The organism is Pseudomonas sp. MWU13-2517, from assembly GCF_023242545.1.
Taxonomy (GTDB): Bacteria; Pseudomonadota; Gammaproteobacteria; order Pseudomonadales; family Pseudomonadaceae; genus Aquipseudomonas.
This window is the reverse complement of the sequence record NZ_JALMFA010000005.1, coordinates 54,997-70,443: the sequence shown is the minus strand read 5'-3', so window position 1 is coordinate 70,443 and position 15,447 is coordinate 54,997. Positions and strand designations below refer to the sequence as shown.

The 15,447-nt window shown below is 60.7% G+C and carries 13 protein-coding genes; 5 read left to right on the top strand and 8 right to left on the bottom strand.

What is annotated here, in order from left to right; all coding sequences use genetic code 11:
- Window positions 1-111 precede the first annotated feature (111 nt).
- Window positions 112-417 carry a hypothetical protein gene (locus M5B97_RS08890; protein WP_248731284.1) on the bottom strand — a complete coding sequence of 102 codons (306 nt, stop codon included), beginning with the start codon at window positions 415-417 and terminating at the stop codon, window positions 112-114.
- Between the two features lie 457 nt (window positions 418-874).
- Here M5B97_RS08890 and M5B97_RS08885 point away from each other — a divergent pair, with 457 nt between their 5' ends.
- Window positions 875-1,198, top strand: coding sequence for a sel1 repeat family protein (locus tag M5B97_RS08885; protein ID WP_248731283.1), 324 nt, complete (start codon window positions 875-877; stop codon window positions 1,196-1,198).
- Between the two features lie 175 nt (window positions 1,199-1,373).
- A complete protein-coding gene (gene rmuC / locus M5B97_RS08880; protein WP_248731389.1) occupies window positions 1,374-2,738 on the top strand; it encodes a DNA recombination protein RmuC in 1,365 nt (454 codons plus the stop codon).
- Window positions 2,739-2,745: 7 nt separating this feature from the next.
- Here the strand turns inward: rmuC and M5B97_RS08875 are convergent, their stop codons facing one another.
- The 3 genes from M5B97_RS08875 to M5B97_RS08865 form a co-directional block, all read right to left on the bottom strand.
- On the bottom strand, window positions 2,746-6,216 hold the full coding sequence (locus M5B97_RS08875; protein ID WP_123715555.1) for a PAS domain-containing hybrid sensor histidine kinase/response regulator: 3,471 nt from the start codon (window positions 6,214-6,216) through the stop codon (window positions 2,746-2,748).
- Between the two features lie 186 nt (window positions 6,217-6,402).
- Complete coding sequence (locus M5B97_RS08870) at window positions 6,403-6,795, bottom strand: YbaN family protein (RefSeq protein ID WP_248731282.1); 393 nt, start codon at window positions 6,793-6,795, stop codon at window positions 6,403-6,405.
- Window positions 6,796-6,806: 11 nt separating this feature from the next.
- Window positions 6,807-7,394, bottom strand: a complete 588-nt coding sequence (locus M5B97_RS08865) for a YecA family protein (RefSeq protein ID WP_123715557.1) — start codon at window positions 7,392-7,394, stop codon at window positions 6,807-6,809.
- A 287-nt stretch (window positions 7,395-7,681) separates the two neighbouring features.
- Here M5B97_RS08865 and recQ point away from each other — a divergent pair, with 287 nt between their 5' ends.
- Window positions 7,682-9,808, top strand: coding sequence for a DNA helicase RecQ (gene recQ / locus M5B97_RS08860; protein ID WP_248731281.1), 2,127 nt, complete (start codon window positions 7,682-7,684; stop codon window positions 9,806-9,808).
- A 121-nt stretch (window positions 9,809-9,929) separates the two neighbouring features.
- Window positions 9,930-10,364 carry a MarR family transcriptional regulator gene (locus tag M5B97_RS08855; protein WP_123715558.1) on the top strand — a complete coding sequence of 145 codons (435 nt, stop codon included), beginning with the start codon at window positions 9,930-9,932 and terminating at the stop codon, window positions 10,362-10,364.
- Between the two features lie 206 nt (window positions 10,365-10,570).
- On the opposite strand, the gene M5B97_RS08850 is transcribed toward M5B97_RS08855, so the two are convergent.
- Window positions 10,571-12,760 (bottom strand): patatin-like phospholipase family protein, encoded by a 2,190-nt coding sequence (locus M5B97_RS08850; protein WP_248731280.1) that lies wholly within the window; start codon window positions 12,758-12,760, stop codon window positions 10,571-10,573.
- A gap of 84 nt (window positions 12,761-12,844) precedes the next feature.
- Here M5B97_RS08850 and M5B97_RS08845 point away from each other — a divergent pair, with 84 nt between their 5' ends.
- A complete protein-coding gene (locus M5B97_RS08845; protein WP_134656906.1) occupies window positions 12,845-13,132 on the top strand; it encodes a SelT/SelW/SelH family protein in 288 nt (95 codons plus the stop codon).
- Between the two features lie 41 nt (window positions 13,133-13,173).
- Here the strand turns inward: M5B97_RS08845 and M5B97_RS08840 are convergent, their stop codons facing one another.
- The 3 genes from M5B97_RS08840 to M5B97_RS08830 form a co-directional block, all read right to left on the bottom strand.
- A complete protein-coding gene (locus M5B97_RS08840) occupies window positions 13,174-13,458 on the bottom strand; it encodes a hypothetical protein (protein ID WP_123715603.1) in 285 nt (94 codons plus the stop codon).
- Between the two features lie 131 nt (window positions 13,459-13,589).
- Window positions 13,590-14,471, bottom strand: a complete 882-nt coding sequence (locus tag M5B97_RS08835) for a DMT family transporter (RefSeq protein WP_123715560.1) — start codon at window positions 14,469-14,471, stop codon at window positions 13,590-13,592.
- Between the two features lie 99 nt (window positions 14,472-14,570).
- The gene (locus M5B97_RS08830) at window positions 14,571-15,320 is read right to left on the bottom strand and encodes an AraC family transcriptional regulator (protein ID WP_248731279.1); all 750 of its coding nucleotides are present in this window, start codon (window positions 15,318-15,320) and stop codon (window positions 14,571-14,573) included.
- Between the last annotated feature and the right edge of the window lie 127 nt (window positions 15,321-15,447).

The window sequence follows — 15,447 nt, the reverse complement described above, 5'->3', positions numbered from 1 at the left end:
CCATTTTTTTCAGGGAGTTGTTCGACCAGAATTGACTTTCAGCTTGGTACTAACGCCGCGGATAGTAACGGATTGAAATAAGGAAAGGAAGCGTATTCGCAAAAAAATCGATCAGCCACCGAGCAGGCCACGGTAGACCAGCACTGTCAGTGAGGCCGCCAGGGCGCAGCCCAAGCCGTAAGCCGCCAGTGTCAGGCGTCGAGATTGGCCAGCTTCAATCACTTTCATCACGTCGCGCATATCACTGATCCTGCCTTCGCCAAGCTCGATGCACAGGCTGGCCGCGGTGAAGGCGGCCGACAGCAGGATAGCGATGGCAAACAGCGCGCCGTCTGGTGAAGGCAGTGCTGCATTGATGCCCAGCGAGGTCGCGCATATCGCCAGCAGCAACATGGCGAATAACAGAATGCCTTTCATGGATGCTTACACGGTTGCGTTGTCGGCGGGCAGTGTGGCGAGGCGGGAGGGTTTTGAAAAGTACCTGACTCTGCCTTGTCGGTAACATCATTAGGAGGTGTCGAACCAAAAAACACCCTCGATATAACCATTGGAAGGGCACTTGTGCACATTAGTTGCGGAGTATGTAACCCCTTTGTCAACTGCCCCTAAGCGCCCCCGTCAGCCTGCAATGGAAATTTAAGTCAATGAAAAATCTCGCTTTTTTTTATTGGTGAAAAAATCGTCAGTTTGACTGCGGCCCCCATTCCATGGGCCTTTGGGCGGATTAAAGAGAGGTTGTCCACTGAGTTATCCACAGCTTCTGTGGATTGTCCCAAGCGCTTGCTCTAGGACGGGCCAGCTGGTTTTTTTCAGCTTTACCTGTACGAAAAAAAGAGTAGAGTGGCGCGCCTTCCGTTCTGTCCCACAGTGCTTTATGAAGTTTCGCTCAGTATCACCCTCTGTTACCGATACCCCTCAAACTGTTACCGCGCCCAAGCGTTTCTCCTTGAAGGTTGCTTTGTGGCTGCTCGATAGCCCACGCCTGGGGCAGAGCACCAATATCAAGCACTTCGCCGGGCGCTTGCTCAAGCAGCCGGCCCGGGAAGGCGTGGTGGCCGCACAAAGCCGCCTGGGTCAATTGATGTGCCGTGAATGCGGCAACGCCCGTGACCGCCGTATCGGCCACGACCTGCTGCGCCTGGCGGCTCGCGCCGGTGACCGGCGTGCTCAACGCGAACTGGGTCAAGTCGAAGACTGAGCTGTCTTCCTGCCCTGTGCTTGGTTAACCTTGCTTTTTTTCGGTGAAGGCAGAAATGGCTATGGTTTTTGACTGGACCAGTGTCGCCTTGGGTCTTGCGGGTGCAGCAGTGCCGTTATTGGTGGTGTGCTGGCAGATTCAGCGACGGCTGACGGCGCGCATGACCGGCTGGGAACTGCTTGAAGAGCGCCTGGCGACCGCACAACTTGCCCAGGAAGGACTTGTCGCGCAACTGGACGCCAGTCGTGATGAGATCAGCGACCTGAGCCAGGCAAATGCCGCCAAGCAAGCCGACCTCGCCGCCCTGCGCCGCGAAGTCGAGCTATTGCAGATCGACCGCGATAACGCCCGCGATGCCGCCCACGCCTGGAACCTCGACCGCAATGCCAAGGACACCGAACTGCGCCGTCTCGACGCGCTCTCGGCAGCCCTGCGTGCCGAGCTGCGTGAGCAACAGGAGAGTCACCAACAGCGCCTGGCCGATCTGCAAGGTTCGCGCGATGAACTGCGCGCGCAATTCGCCGAGCTCGCCGGCAAGATTTTCGATGAGCGTGAACAGCGCTTTGCCGAAACCAGCCAGGAGCGCCTTGGCCAATTACTCGACCCGCTCAAGGAGCGCATCCAATCCTTTGAAAAGCGCGTCGAGGAAAGTTACCAGAACGAAGCGCGCGAACGCTTTTCCCTGGCTAAAGAGCTGGAGCGCCTGCAGCAACTGAACCTGCGTCTGTCGGACGAAGCCACCAACCTGACCCGCGCGCTCAAGGGCCAGAAAACCCAGGGCAACTGGGGCGAACTGATCCTTGAACGCGTGCTGGAGCATGCAGGGCTGGAGAAGGGCCGCGAATACCAGACCCAGGTCAGCCTCAAAGGCCCGGATGGCGAACGTTTCCAGCCGGACGTGCTGATCATGTTGCCCGGCGACAAACAGGTGGTGGTCGATTCCAAGGTCAGCCTGACTGCCTATCAACAGTACGTCGCGGCAGATGACGAGGTGATCGGCCAGGCGGCGTTGAAGCAGCACGTATTGTCCTTGCGCAATCACGTGAAGGGCTTGGCCGGCAAAGACTACAAACGCCTGGAAGGCTTGCACAGCCTGGATTTCGTGTTGTTGTTCGTGCCCATCGAAGCGGCTTTTTCCGCGGCACTGCAGGCAGAGCCGAACCTGTTCCAGGAGGCCTTCGACCGCCATATCGTGATCGTCAGCCCAACCACGCTTTTGGCCACCTTGCGCGTAATCGACAGTCTCTGGAGGCAGGAGCGCCAGAGCCAGAACGCACGGGAGATCGCCGAGCGTGCGGGTTGGCTCTACGACAAGTTCGTGCTGTTTATCCAGGACCTGGACGAGGTGGGCAACCGTTTGCAACAGTTGGACAAGGCTTACAGCGCGGCCCGAAACAAACTGACGGATGGACGTGGGAATCTGGTCAGCCGCACCGAGCAATTACGCTTGCTCGGTGCGCGTGCCAGTAAAAGCCTGCCTGCGGATTTGCTGGAGAGGGCCATGACCGACGCCGATGGCGTTGCGCACCTGCCGGAGTAAACGCGGCTCATAGGGGCAGATACCGGCTCAGCAGCGCTCGTAACGCCGCCGGCTTGACCGGCTTGGCCAAGTAATCCAACCCGGCCGCGTGCACCTCGGCCACCATTTCTGGCCGCCCATCGGCGCTGATCACTACCCCAGGGATAGGCTCTGCCATTTGCGCACGCAACCATCCCATCAGTTCAGTGCCGGTTTCGCCGCGGTCCAGGTGGTAATCCACCAGCGCCAGTTGGGGGCGCACACCGTCGGCCAGCAGCGCCGCGCATTGCGCCTGGTCGGTGGCTGTCCACACTTCGCAGCCCCAGCGCGTCAACAGGCTGCGCATGCCGATCAGGATACTTTCTTCGTTGTCCACGCACAGAACCCGCGCGCCGCTCAGCGGCTGCCCACTGTCCTGCGTGGCCTTGATCTGCGGACTGGCCTGGTTGCGCGCCAGTGGCACGCGCACGCTGAACACACTGCCCTTGCCCGGCCACGAGCGCACACTCAGGGTGTGGCCCAGCACGCGGCACAAGCCGTCGGCAATCGCCAGGCCCAGGCCCAGACCTTTCTCGGCACGTGTCTGATGGCTGTCGAGCCGTTTGAACTCTTCGAAGATCACCTTTTGTTTGTCCTGCGGAATGCCGGGGCCGCGGTCCCAGACTTCCAGGCACAACTCGCCCTGGCGTCGGCGCACGCCCAGCAGCACGGGGCCGTCGGCATAGCGGAATGCGTTGGTGAGAAAGTTCTGCAGGATCCGCCGTAGCAGCTTGATGTCGCTGTCTACCCTCAACCGACTGCCGCGCAACCGGAAACGCAGGCCTTGCTCGTGAGCCAGTGCCTTGAATTCAGCGCCCAGGGTGTCGAACAGCTCGTTGAGGACAAAGGGCTGGCGCTGCGGATTGATCTTGCCGTTTTCCAGGCGTGAGATATCCAGCAGGTCGCTGATCAAGTCCTCCGCGGAGCGCAGCGAACTGTCCAGGTGCTGCACCAGTTGCCGGGCTTCGGTGGACAGGCCTTCGTGCTGGTGGGAGAGGGCTGCGGAGAACAGCCGTGCAGCGTTCAGCGGCTGCATCAGGTCATGGCTCACCGCCGCCAGGAAGCGGGTTTTCGACTGGCTGGCGGATTCAGCCACACCCTTGGCATCAGTGAGTGCGACATTGAGCTGTGACAACTCATGGGTGCGCTCGGTCACCCGTTGTTCCAGGCCCTCATTGGCTTCAGTCAAGGCTTGTTCGGCTTCGCGGAATGCAGTGATGTCGGTGAAACTCATGACAAACCCCCCGCCGGGCATCGGGTTGCCGATCAGCTCGATCACCCGACCATTGGGGAACAGGCGTTCGGACGTATGCGCACGCCCCTGACGCATCCAGTGCAGGCGTCGCGCCACATGGACTTCCGCCTCGCCGGGGCCGCACAGGCCGCGCTCGGCGTTGTAGCGAATGATGTCGGCAATCGGCCGGCCGACGCTGATCAAGCCTTCGGGGTAGTTGAACAACTCCAGGTAACGGCGGTTCCAGGCCACCAGCTTCAGCGACTGGTCTACCACGCTGATGCCCTGGGTGATGTTTTCAATCGCCCCTTGCAGCAATGCCCGGTTGAATTGCAAGACCTCGGAGGCTTCGTCAGCGATGCGTACTACATCCTCCAGCTGCATTTCTCGGCCCTCAATGGCGGCCTTTACGACAGCGCGCGTTGAAGAGGCGCCAAGCACACCCGCCAACAGACGTTCGGTATGAGCGATCCAGTCATTGTCGGCGTTTTGGTTGGGGTTGAAGCCCTTGCCCTGGCGATAGGCGAAACGAATAAAGCTCTGCTGGGCGCGTTCTTCACCCACAAAGCGCGCAGCGAGACTGAGCAGGTCGCTGATCTGCACCGACAACATGGAGCGAGTGCTGGCGCGCTGGTTGATTTCCTGGCCGATAAATCGCCCCGCCTGCCAATGCTCGGAAACCCGCGTGCGCGACAGCATCGAGACCCAGACGAACAATGTGAAGTTACCTGCCAGGGAAAACACGGTGCCCAGGGTCAGCGAGGTGACGGACAAACCGAGCGGGTGTGAATGCATCCACGTCAGCCCCGGGAAAAGGTTGAGCGACCAACCCAGGCTTTTTGCGGTAACCGGTAGGACCAAGGTGTAGAACCACAGGAACGTACCCGCTGCCAACCCGGCAAATACGCCACGACGGTTGGCCTGTTTCCAGTACAGCGCGCCGAGCATCGCCGGGGCCAGTTGAGTGACGGCCGCAAAGGCGATCTGGCCGATGGTGGCCAGGCTCGCGGTGGAACCAAGCAGGCGATAACTCACATAGGCCAGCAGCAGGATGATCACAATGCTGACCCGGCGCACCGACAGCATCCAATGGCGGAACACTTCGAATGGCCGCTCGGCACTGGAGCGCCGCAGCAGCCATGGCAGCAGCATGTCGTTGGAGACCATGGTCGACAAGGCGATGCTGGCGACGATCACCATGCCGGTGGCGGCTGATGCACCGCCGATAAACGCCAGTACCGCGAGGGCCGGGTGGGCTTCGGCCATGGGCAGGCTGATCACGTAGGAGTCCGGCAATACCGAACCGGGTAACAGCATCTTGCCGCCGAGGGCGATGGGAATCACGAACAGCGCGGCGAGGATCAAGTACGCCGGAAACACCCATTTGGCCAAGCGCAGATCCTGTGGGTCGATGTTCTCCACCACCGTTACATGGAACTGCCGCGGCAGGCAGATAATCGCCATCATGGCTACGCCGGTCTGCACCACCATCGACGGCCAGTTGACCGTCTCTTTCCAGTACTCCTCCAGACGTGGGGCGAGTACCGCTTGGCTGAACAGGTCAGCGAAACCGTCGTACAGGCCGTAGGTCACAAACGCGCCGACCGCGAGAAAAGCGAACAGCTTGACCAGGGATTCAAACGCAATCGCCAGCACCATGCCACGGTGGTGTTCGGTGGCATCGAGGTTGCGCGTACCAAACACAATGGTAAACAGCGCCAGCACCAACGATACGACCAAGGCGGTGTCTTGGGCACGGGTGCCTGTGGTGTCGGGGCCGGAGCCGATCAGCAGGTTCACGCCCAGCACAATGCCTTTGAGTTGCAGGGCGATATAGGGCAGTACGCCGACCAGGCAGATCAGTGCGACAACCACCGCCAGGGACTGGGATTTGCCGTAGCGGGCGGCGATAAAGTCGGCAATGGAAGTGATGTTTTCCTGCTTGCTGATCAGAATCATCTTCTGCAGCACCCAGGGTGCGAGCACCAGCAATAGCACTGGTCCCAGATAGATTGGCAGAAACGCCCACAGCTGTTCGGCGGCTTGGCCTACGGCGCCGAAGAACGTCCAACTGGTGCAGTAAACGGCCAGCGACAGGCTGTACACCCAGGCACGCATGCGTGGCGGCAGCGGCGCATGGCGGCGGTCACCGTAAAAAGCGATGGCAAACATAATGGCCATATAGGCCAGGGCAACGGCGGCGATCAGCCCGCTGGACAGCGTCATGGTAACTCCGAGCATAAGAACACCCAGGCATTCCAGGCCCGGTTGGACAGTCTCGCATGATGTTTGGGGTTAGTCAGTGTCGACCAAGGTCGTGTGGGCGCTGTCGAGCCTTGTCGATGTGGCAATGCCAGCGCTGCGCCGTGACGCTAAGTCGCGGTGAACCATCCGCGCTGGCGCTAAGGCTCGTCATCGCGCGCGCAGGGTCTTCTGACGCAAGATATAGATCGTCACCAGCACCGCGCTGGTCAGCATGAAACCGCGTGCCCAGGGCAGCGGCACCAGGTAACAGGAAAAACCGATGCTCAGCCACATCAAGCCGATGGCGTAGACCTTGCCCTTGAGCGGTATGCCGTTGCCGTCCAGGTAGTCGCGAATCCACGGGCCCAGGCGTGGGTGTTCCACCAGCCACTGGTAGAAACGCGGGGAGCTTCGGGCGAAGCAGGCGGCGGCGAGGAGCAGGAAGGGGGTGGTCGGCAACACCGGGAGGAAGATACCGATCACTCCCAACGCTACGCTGAGCCAGCCGATAGCCAGCAGTGCGTAGCGCAGGAGCGGGGAGCGATTGCCCATGGGGGGCATGGGCAAACGACTCAATGGTGACGTGGCTTGAGGATCGCCGGTTTTTCGTCAGGTGCGTTGCACAGCAGGTACAGGGCAGTCAGGGCTTCCGGGATCTGTACGATCATGTCGTCCATCAGGTTGGCGTCAGCGGCGATGTCGGAAAACTCGGCTTCTTCTTCAAACAGCCCCGAACCGACCATGATCGGCAGCAGCATTTCGCTGACTTCTTCCTCGGCCGTCTCGAACCAGGCGGCTTCGCGCAGGAATACGCCTTCCATGAAACCGATGCACCAGCCGCGCAGCTCGGAATCATCCGGCTCTTCGCCCAGGTCCAGGTCGCATGGCAGCTCGAACTCTTCGTCGGAGGCCAGTTGGCGACTGATGTGGGCTTTGAGGGCGATCAGGGTGGATTCGATTTCTTCGCGTTGAGCGTCGTCAGCGTAGTGCGGCTCTTCGGCGAACAGCGCGTCGATCCATTCACGCTCAGGCACGACATCGGCGCAGATCGACAGGGCGGTCAGGTAGCCGTGGGCGGCCACGTAGTCCAGCGCCTCGTCATGCAGCTCATCGGCGTCGAGGAAGGCTTGCAGGCGGGTTAGTTGCTCAGCGAAGGACATTGAAAGACTACCTTGGGAATAAACGATGCTGAATTCTAGGCCTTCTTGAGCGCCCAGGCCAGCCGCAACGCCATATTTACCGGGTTTAGCTGCCGGGTTAGAGCGATGTGTCTATTCGTCAGTCACCCCCTTTGCCGGATGACGCTCGGGTATACTGCCGCGTTTTGTGATGCCCCGCAGGCCAAGCGCCCACCCGCGAAAACTTCGCTTACGGATTATTTTCCGTGAAATCGTATTTTCTCGGCCAGCCTGTACAGAGGGGTTTCGGCACTATTTTGGAGTTTTACATGCTCGAGCAGGCTCAACGCGTCCTCAAGGACATCTTCGGCTACGAAAGTTTTCGTGGCCGCCAGGGTGCGATCATTGAGCGCGTGGCCAATGGCGGTGACGCCCTGGTGCTGATGCCGACCGGTGGCGGCAAATCACTGTGCTTCCAGGTGCCGGCCCTGTTGCGCAATGGCCTGGCGGTGGTGGTCTCGCCGTTGATCGCCCTGATGGATGACCAAGTTGCCACGCTCGAAGAACTCGGCGTCGCCGCCGCGGCCTTGAACTCCACTCTCAGCGCCGAACAGCAGCGCGACCTGGCGGCCCGCATCAGGCGTGGCGAAGTGAAGATGCTCTACCTGGCTCCCGAGCGGCTGGTGCAGCCGCGCATGCTGGCTTTCCTGCAGAGCCTGGAAATTGCCCTGTTCGCCATCGATGAAGCTCACTGTGTGTCGCAATGGGGTCATGATTTCCGCCGCGAATACCTGCAGTTGGGCCAATTGGCCGAGCTGTTCCCCGATGTGCCGCGTATCGCCCTGACCGCCACTGCCGACAAACGTACCCGTGAAGAAATCGTCGAGCGTCTGCACCTGCAGAACGCCGAGCGTTTCCTGTCGAGTTTCGACCGGCCGAATATTTTCTACCGCATCGTGCCCAAGGAGCAGCCGCGCAAGCAGCTGCTGGCGTTCCTGTCCGAACGCCGCAGCGATGCGGGCATCGTTTATTGCCTGTCGCGCAAAAAAGTCGATGAGGTGGCTGCGTTCCTGTGTGAGCAGGGTTACCCGGCGCTGCCGTACCACGCCGGCCTGCCCAACGAGTTGCGTGCCTACCACCAGAAGCGCTTCCTCAACGAGGAAGGCCTGATCATGGTGGCCACCATTGCGTTCGGCATGGGCATCGACAAATCCAACGTGCGCTTCGTGGCCCATATGGACCTGCCCAAATCCCTCGAGGCGTATTACCAGGAAACCGGTCGCGCCGGCCGTGACGGCCTGCCGGCGGATGCCTGGATGGCCTACGGCCTGCAAGATGTGGTGATGCTCAAGCAGATGCTGCAGAACTCCGAAGGCGATGAACGCCACAAGCGCCTGGAGCAGCACAAGCTCGATGCCATGCTGTCGCTGTGTGAAGAGACCCGTTGCCGCCGCCAGACGCTGCTCGCCTATTTCGACGAAGACATGCCTGAGCCGTGTGGCCATTGCGACAACTGCGTGGATGGCGTGCAGACTTGGGATGCCACCGAACCGGCGCGCCAGGGCCTGTCCGCCATCTACCGTACCGGTCAGCGTTATGGCGTGGGTCATCTGGTGGATGTGTTGCTAGGCAAGGACAACGAAAAGGTGCGCAGCTTCGGGCACGAGAAGCTCTCGGTCTACGGTGTCGGCAAAGCCCGCGCCGAAGGCGAGTGGCGTTCGCTGTTTCGTCAGATGGTTGCACGGGGTCTGGTGGACATCGACATTGAAGGCTTCGGCGGCCTGCGTTTGAACGACAGCTGCCGGCCTTTGCTCAAGGGCGAAGTGAGCCTGGAGCTGCGCCGCGACCTCAAGCCGCAGGCCACCGCCAAGAGCAGTACCAGCCAGGCCAGCCAACTGGTGCGTGGCGAGGAGCGCGAGCAATGGGAAGCCTTGCGTGCCCTGCGCCGCAAACTGGCGCAGGAACACAGCGTGCCGCCTTATGTCATTTTCCCCGACTCTACTTTGCTGGAAATGCTGCGTGAGCAACCCACCACCCTGGCCGAAATGGCGAGGGTCAGTGGCGTAGGTGCGCGCAAGCTGGAGCGTTATGGCCAGGCTTTCCTGGAGGTGCTCGGTGGTCAGGCCGAAGCACCGAAGGAGGTCGCCGATATCCGCCACGAACTGATCAGCCTGGCCCGTGCCGGGATGACCCCGATTCAGATCGCCGGGCAATTGCAGTGCTCGGAAAAGAACGTCTATACCTTGCTCGCCGAGTCCATCGGCAAGCAGCAGTTGTCATTGGAGCAGGCCCTTGATTTGCCGGAAGATCTGCTAAGTGAAATCCAGGACGCTTTCCTGGACGGTGAAGGCGAATTGCCATTGGTTACTGAGATTGCGCCACTGTTTAGCGGGCGTGTTCCGGAGGGCGTTCTGTACTGTGTGCGTGCCGCTTTGCAGTCTGAATTCGAGATTTAGTGTGCCAATTGCGACAATGTAACGAATCAGTACATAGCGAGGCTTGCCTACTGACATGGCTCATGCTTAGCTGACTAATAATTAGCCATACTTTATTTTCAGTCTAAATCATGAGTTTTTTATGCCGTTAACCGATCAACACCGTTTTGGCATGCAGTTGGCGCAAATGTCCCGAGGTTGGCGCGCCGAACTGGACCGTCGCCTGGCGGGGCTGGGTTTATCCCAGGCGCGTTGGCTGGTGCTGTTGCACCTGGCCCGTTTCGCAGAAGCACCCACCCAGCGCGAACTGGCACAAAGTGTCGGCGTGGAAGGGCCGACTCTGGCGCGCCTGCTCGACAGCCTGGAAAGCCAGGGTCTGGTCCAGCGCCAAGCCGTGGTGGAAGACCGTCGCGCCAAGCGCATCTTGCTGTGCGATACCGCCCGGCCTCTGATCGACCAGATCGAAACCATCGCCACGGCCCTGCGCCATGAGCTGTTTGTGGGCGTCGATGAGGAAGACATGCGCGTGTGCATGCGCGTACATGGGCACATCCTGGCGAACCTGGAAAAATCCTGACCTCCCGCGAGCGTTGCCCTAATGCCAGCCAAAGTTTAGCGCTGTCACTGTGGCGAGGGAGCTTGCTCCCGTTGGGCCGCGAAGCGGCCCCAGCTTTTGGTTTGAAAAGACTGGGCCTGCTGCGCAGTCCAACGGGAGCAAGCTCACTCGCCACAAGTTATCCGTCGTCCGCTCTATCGCTTGATTGACGGTCATTTACTTGCCAGCTAGAAGGTCTGCCCGAGGTTCAGGTACACCGCCTGCTGCTTGTCATCATTGAACCCATAACTGAAGTTCAGCGGCCCCAGCGGCGTATCGAACCCGAGGAAAACGCTCGCGGCGTTGATATACCCGCTGTCGAACTGATTGTCGTTGTTCCACGCCCGGCCACGTTCCACTGACGCCCCGAGGTACAGCGGGAAGTCCAGCGGCAAGTACGAGCGTGGCGTCAGGCGGCGGAAATACACCGCACGCATCAGGCTGACGTTCTGGCCCGAGATTGCATCCTCGCGAAAGCCAGACAATTGCCGTGCTCCCCCCAGCAGGAAGCTGGAAATCACTACGTCGGATTTATCCAAGGTACGTCCGTAACGTCCACCCAGGATCAGCGTGTCCGGGCCGTCGCTCATGGCTTTGTCCAGCTTCAACTCCCACTGGCGGTAGCGTTGGTCGGAGCCCAGGCCGGGCTCGAATTCTCGGATGGCCAGGCTGATGTCTTCGCCGGAGTGAGGGAAATACACGTTGTCCAGGGAGTCGAACGAGTACTTCAGTTCATAGAAACCTTCGCTGAAGCTTATGCTCGGCAGGTCGCGGTCACCGATGCGCACGTCCGCATTGCCCCAGGCTTCCCCGACGCCGAAGCGAATCTCGCCGCTGTTGCCGATCTGTCGCCCCAGGTTCAGGCCGAAACCGTAACGCTCCAGGCGGTATTCGGAGATCGGGTCGTTGTCCAGAGTCAGTTCAACGTTCTGCGCCTGGGCCCTGACATAAGGCGCGATGAAATAGCGTGAGCCGGTGTCCATCGGCTGGTAGAACTCGCTGTACAACTCTTGGCGGTCGCCGATCTGCACCCGTGTCAGCCATTCGGCGCCGAGCCGGTTGATGCCATTCATGCGATAGCTGGCGCCGAGGTTGAAGGCGCTGTCCCCGCGCATGTCATCCGACAGGTTCAAGCCCAGGCGCAAGTAGTCGGTACCGCTGCGCTTGCCCCGTGCGCTGATCACCAGGGTGTTGTCGTGGCCTTTCTTGACCACGCGATATTGCACTTGCTCGAAGTAGTCCAGGCCGTACAACGTGCCCATGTCCGCTTGCAGGCGGCCAAGATTCAGGGGTTCACCCAAGGCTTGGCGGATGTAGTAACGAATCACGTCGTCGCTGATTTTAGAGTCGTTCTCCACTTGGATCGCGGTGATGATCGGCGTGCGTTCGCCCGGGGTGCGGGCGCTGACCAGCTGCGGATCCACGGGCGCTGCGGGGCGCAGGTGGGCCAGGCGAATGTCGAGGGCGCGGGTGGCGCGGTAGCCGGCGTCAATCATGTCCTTGGCACGACCGAAATCCGTGACCCCATAGGCCGCCAGCGGCGGCTGGATCAGTACATCCTTGGGATGCAGGGCCTTGAGTTGTTCCTCGGAATTGCGACGAGTCATCAGCGTGATGGATTGGTTGAGTACGTCTACTACGGTTGCCAGTTGCTTGCGTGAGCGTAGCGGGGTGCCGATGTCCACGACGATGGCGATGTCGACGCCCATTTCCCGCGCCACGTCCAGCGGGATGTTATCGGTCATGCCGCCGTCCACCAGTAGCCGGCCATCCAGTTCCACTGGGGCGAACACCGCAGGGATCGACATGCTGGCGCGTATCACCTGAGGCAGGTGACCTTTGTTGAACACCACTTTTTCGCCGGTAGTGATGTCGGTGGCGACGGCGCGGAAAGGAATCGGCAGCTTGTCGAAATTGCGGATGTTGCTGGTGTGGGCAAACATGCTTTCCAGCAGCAACGCCAGGTTCTGGCCCTGGATCACGCCCAGTGGCAGGCCAAGGCTGCCGTCGTCGCGAAAACTGAGTTTCTGCTTGACCAGGAAATCACGGTCATCCTGTTTACGTCGAAACGGCACATCTTCCCGTGGTGGTGCATCGGACAGCGCCTGTTGCCAATCGATATCGAGCGCGAGTTTTTCCAGTTCATCGATTTTATAACCTGATGCGTAAAGCCCGCCAATCACTGCGCCCATGCTGGTGCCGGCAATCGCATCGATCTGGATACCTTGTTCTTCCAGCGCCTTGAGCACGCCGATGTGCGCCAACCCGCGGGCAGCACCGCCGGACAGCACCAGGCCGACTTTGGGGCGTGGCGTCTCAACGGCGTTGGCAAGAAGGGGGAGCAGACACAGAAACAGGCAAGACAGCAGGCGGCGCATCATGAATCTCGAGGCTGAGCGATAAAGGCCGGTATTATAGCCACTCGATCCTCCGAGCTCGTTACGCCAGGAACCTCTCAAATTATGTCTGCAAGCAAACCCGAGATCGTCATCACCTATTGCACCCAGTGTCAGTGGCTGTTGCGTGCGGCCTGGCTGGCCCAGGAGTTGTTGAGCACCTTCGCCGACGACCTGGGGCGCGTGGTGCTGGAGCCGGCCACCGGCGGCGCGTTCCGCATTACCTGTGAAGGTGTGCAGATCTGGGAGCGTAAGGTGGATGGGGGCTTCCCGGAGGCCAAGGTGCTGAAGCAGCGCGTGCGCGATCAGATCGACCCGCAACGCGACCTGGGTCATAACGATCGGACACCTTGAATAAGGCCACCGCCCTCAGGAGCGGTGACCCAGGGGCGTGGCTACCTGGCAGCCATTTTGTTCTTGATGAAACCGACGATAAACGTCAGCACCAGGCCGCCGACGCCGCTCCCGATGATGTTGCTGCCGAGCGCCGCAACATTCAGCGCGTCGCCTGCGGGTGCGCCGAGGAGCCAGGAGAGAAGCTGGCCCAGCACCAGCCCGCCCAAGCCGCCAACCATTGAATTGAGCCCGGTAGTGCCCAGGCTTTGGTGGGTCATGCCGGCCAGGTTGCCGCCGATGGCACCGCTGATGAGCTGAACCAACAAACTGATGAACATTTCCATGATGAAGCCCTGCATCGCGTAAAGGGAGTGACCACTCGCGTGCAGCAACTTCAGAAAAGGCCATGGCTGTCGTTGAGGTGGCTTTTATCCGTTGAACGACTACCGACTGTTGCGGATGTTTAAAGTATAGATCAGGCAGTCGCGGGCTGTTTGGCCTGGCTGGCACTGCCCATCAGCCCGGAGAGCACGATGGCAGCGATGATCAGCACGCCGCCCAGCAGCATGCGCAGCGTTGGGGTTTCGGCAAACAGCAGCCAAGCCATGGTGATGCCGTAGACCGGCTCCATGGCAAACACCACCGAGGCGGTGCGCGCCTTGATGACGGCGAGGCTGGCAACGAACAGGCTGTGGGCCAGGCCGGTACAGAACACGCCCAACAGTGCGATCCAGAGCCAGTCGATGGCGCGCACATCCGCCAGCCCTGGCGCTGCCGCGGGCAACAGGCAGGCGGCCACTACCACGTTTTGGCACAGCGCCGCCTGTACCGCGGGAATCCGCCCGGAGCTGGCGCGGTTATTCAGTGACAGCAGCGAAAACAGCAGGCCGGAGGCGATGCCCCACAGCAACCCGCCGGTGGCTTCGCTGGCGAGGTTGAAGTCCGGCGTCACCAGCACCAGGCCGACGCTGACCAGTGCAACCAGCACCCCTTCACTGGCGCGAATACGCTCGCGGAAAATCAGCCCTTCGAGAATCACCGTAAAAGCCGGGAATGCGGTAAACCCCAGGGTCGCAACGGCAACCCCGCCAACCTTGACCGCAATAAAAAAGGTCACCCAATGCGCGGCCAGCAGCACGCCGCTGACCAGCAGGCGACGCCAGTCGCGCAGCTCCAGGCTTTTCCAGGCGCTGTTGCTGGCAAACCGTGCGAAGACCGCCAGGGCGATCACCGCAAACACTGCGCGGCCAAACACGATGATGGCCGGCGAGGCGGCCGCCAGTTTGCCGAAAACGCCGGTAAGGCCAAACATCAATGCGCCAATATGCAGGGCGCCGAGGGCTGAACGGGGAGTCATTGTGATCCTTTGAACCAACGGGTAACAGAAACGCAGTCTAGAGGGTTGCAGAGGAGGGCGTCTGTCGTGCGGCTCGCGATTTTTATCGCGAGGCTCTTCCTACGTTGAGCGACGCAACATCCCAGGAGATGCGCCGAACTCCCGTAGCATCGCGGCGGCAAATGCGCTTTGTGAGCTGTAACCGACGCGGTCAGCGATTTCACCGATGGGCAAGCCCGTCTCGCGCAGCAGCTTCAAGGCCATTCGCAGGCGGTGGCTGCGGATGTAGTCCATAGGCGTCTGCCCGCATTCGGCCATGAAGCGCGCATGCAGGCGCGCGGCTGACAGGCCTGCGATCTGCGCAAGGTCCGCTACTTGCAAAGGATGCGCGACGTGCCGTTCGATATGCGCATTGAACGCTGCATACGGCAGGCGCCGGCCAGGTAATGGCTGGTCCTGGGAATGATTGAGGCAGGCGAGCAGCAACACTGCACCTTGCTGGACGATCAACGGGTCATCCACCGGGCTGTGGGCCAGCCATTGGACCAACTGGTGTTGCCGTGCGTCCAGCGCCAGGCGCATGGGTTGATCCAGCAGGCGGCGGCTGGCATCGGCGTGTTCGCCCAAGGATTGCCGCAGCCAGTGTTCGGTGGGCACATCCAGCACCAGGCAGTGGCTGCCATCGCGACTGACGCAGGCGTGATGGGTGTTGAAGGGCAGTATCATCACGCTGCTTTCGCGCACCTGGCTGCCACGGCCATCCACTTCCAGGTCCAGATGCCCGGACAGGCCGAACACCAACTGCGCATGATCATGGCTATGGGCAAGGGGCGCTTCGAGGTAGTGGCGCAGCGTGAGGGTCGGTCTCATCGCGGTCTCCAGGGCAACAAGCCCGCAGTCTACAACGCTTCGCAGGAACCTGGCGCTGTCATCAGATTGACGCAAAGCTGTCATGGGCTATTAATCGCCAGGGCGCAAGCTCGCAAAAACACCGTCG

Excerpts from the sequence above, each read along its gene's own strand:
- M5B97_RS08870 (WP_248731282.1), bottom strand. The coding sequence starts at position 6,795 with ATGCCCCCCATGGGCAATCGCTCCCCGCTCCTGCGCTACGCACTGCTG.
- M5B97_RS08830 (WP_248731279.1), bottom strand. The coding sequence starts at position 15,320 with ATGAGACCGACCCTCACGCTGCGCCACTACCTCGAAGCGCCCCTTGCC.
- M5B97_RS08835 (WP_123715560.1), bottom strand. The coding sequence starts at position 14,471 with ATGACTCCCCGTTCAGCCCTCGGCGCCCTGCATATTGGCGCATTGATG.
- M5B97_RS08845 (WP_134656906.1), top strand. The coding sequence starts at position 12,845 with ATGTCTGCAAGCAAACCCGAGATCGTCATCACCTATTGCACCCAGTGT.
- M5B97_RS08850 (WP_248731280.1), bottom strand. The coding sequence starts at position 12,760 with ATGCGCCGCCTGCTGTCTTGCCTGTTTCTGTGTCTGCTCCCCCTTCTT.
- M5B97_RS08865 (WP_123715557.1), bottom strand. The coding sequence starts at position 7,394 with ATGTCCTTCGCTGAGCAACTAACCCGCCTGCAAGCCTTCCTCGACGCC.
- recQ (WP_248731281.1), top strand. The coding sequence starts at position 7,682 with ATGCTCGAGCAGGCTCAACGCGTCCTCAAGGACATCTTCGGCTACGAA.
- M5B97_RS08885 (WP_248731283.1), top strand. The coding sequence starts at position 875 with ATGAAGTTTCGCTCAGTATCACCCTCTGTTACCGATACCCCTCAAACT.
- M5B97_RS08840 (WP_123715603.1), bottom strand. The coding sequence starts at position 13,458 with ATGGAAATGTTCATCAGTTTGTTGGTTCAGCTCATCAGCGGTGCCATC.
- M5B97_RS08890 (WP_248731284.1), bottom strand. The coding sequence starts at position 417 with ATGAAAGGCATTCTGTTATTCGCCATGTTGCTGCTGGCGATATGCGCG.
- M5B97_RS08855 (WP_123715558.1), top strand. The coding sequence starts at position 9,930 with ATGCCGTTAACCGATCAACACCGTTTTGGCATGCAGTTGGCGCAAATG.
- M5B97_RS08875 (WP_123715555.1), bottom strand. The coding sequence starts at position 6,216 with ATGACGCTGTCCAGCGGGCTGATCGCCGCCGTTGCCCTGGCCTATATG.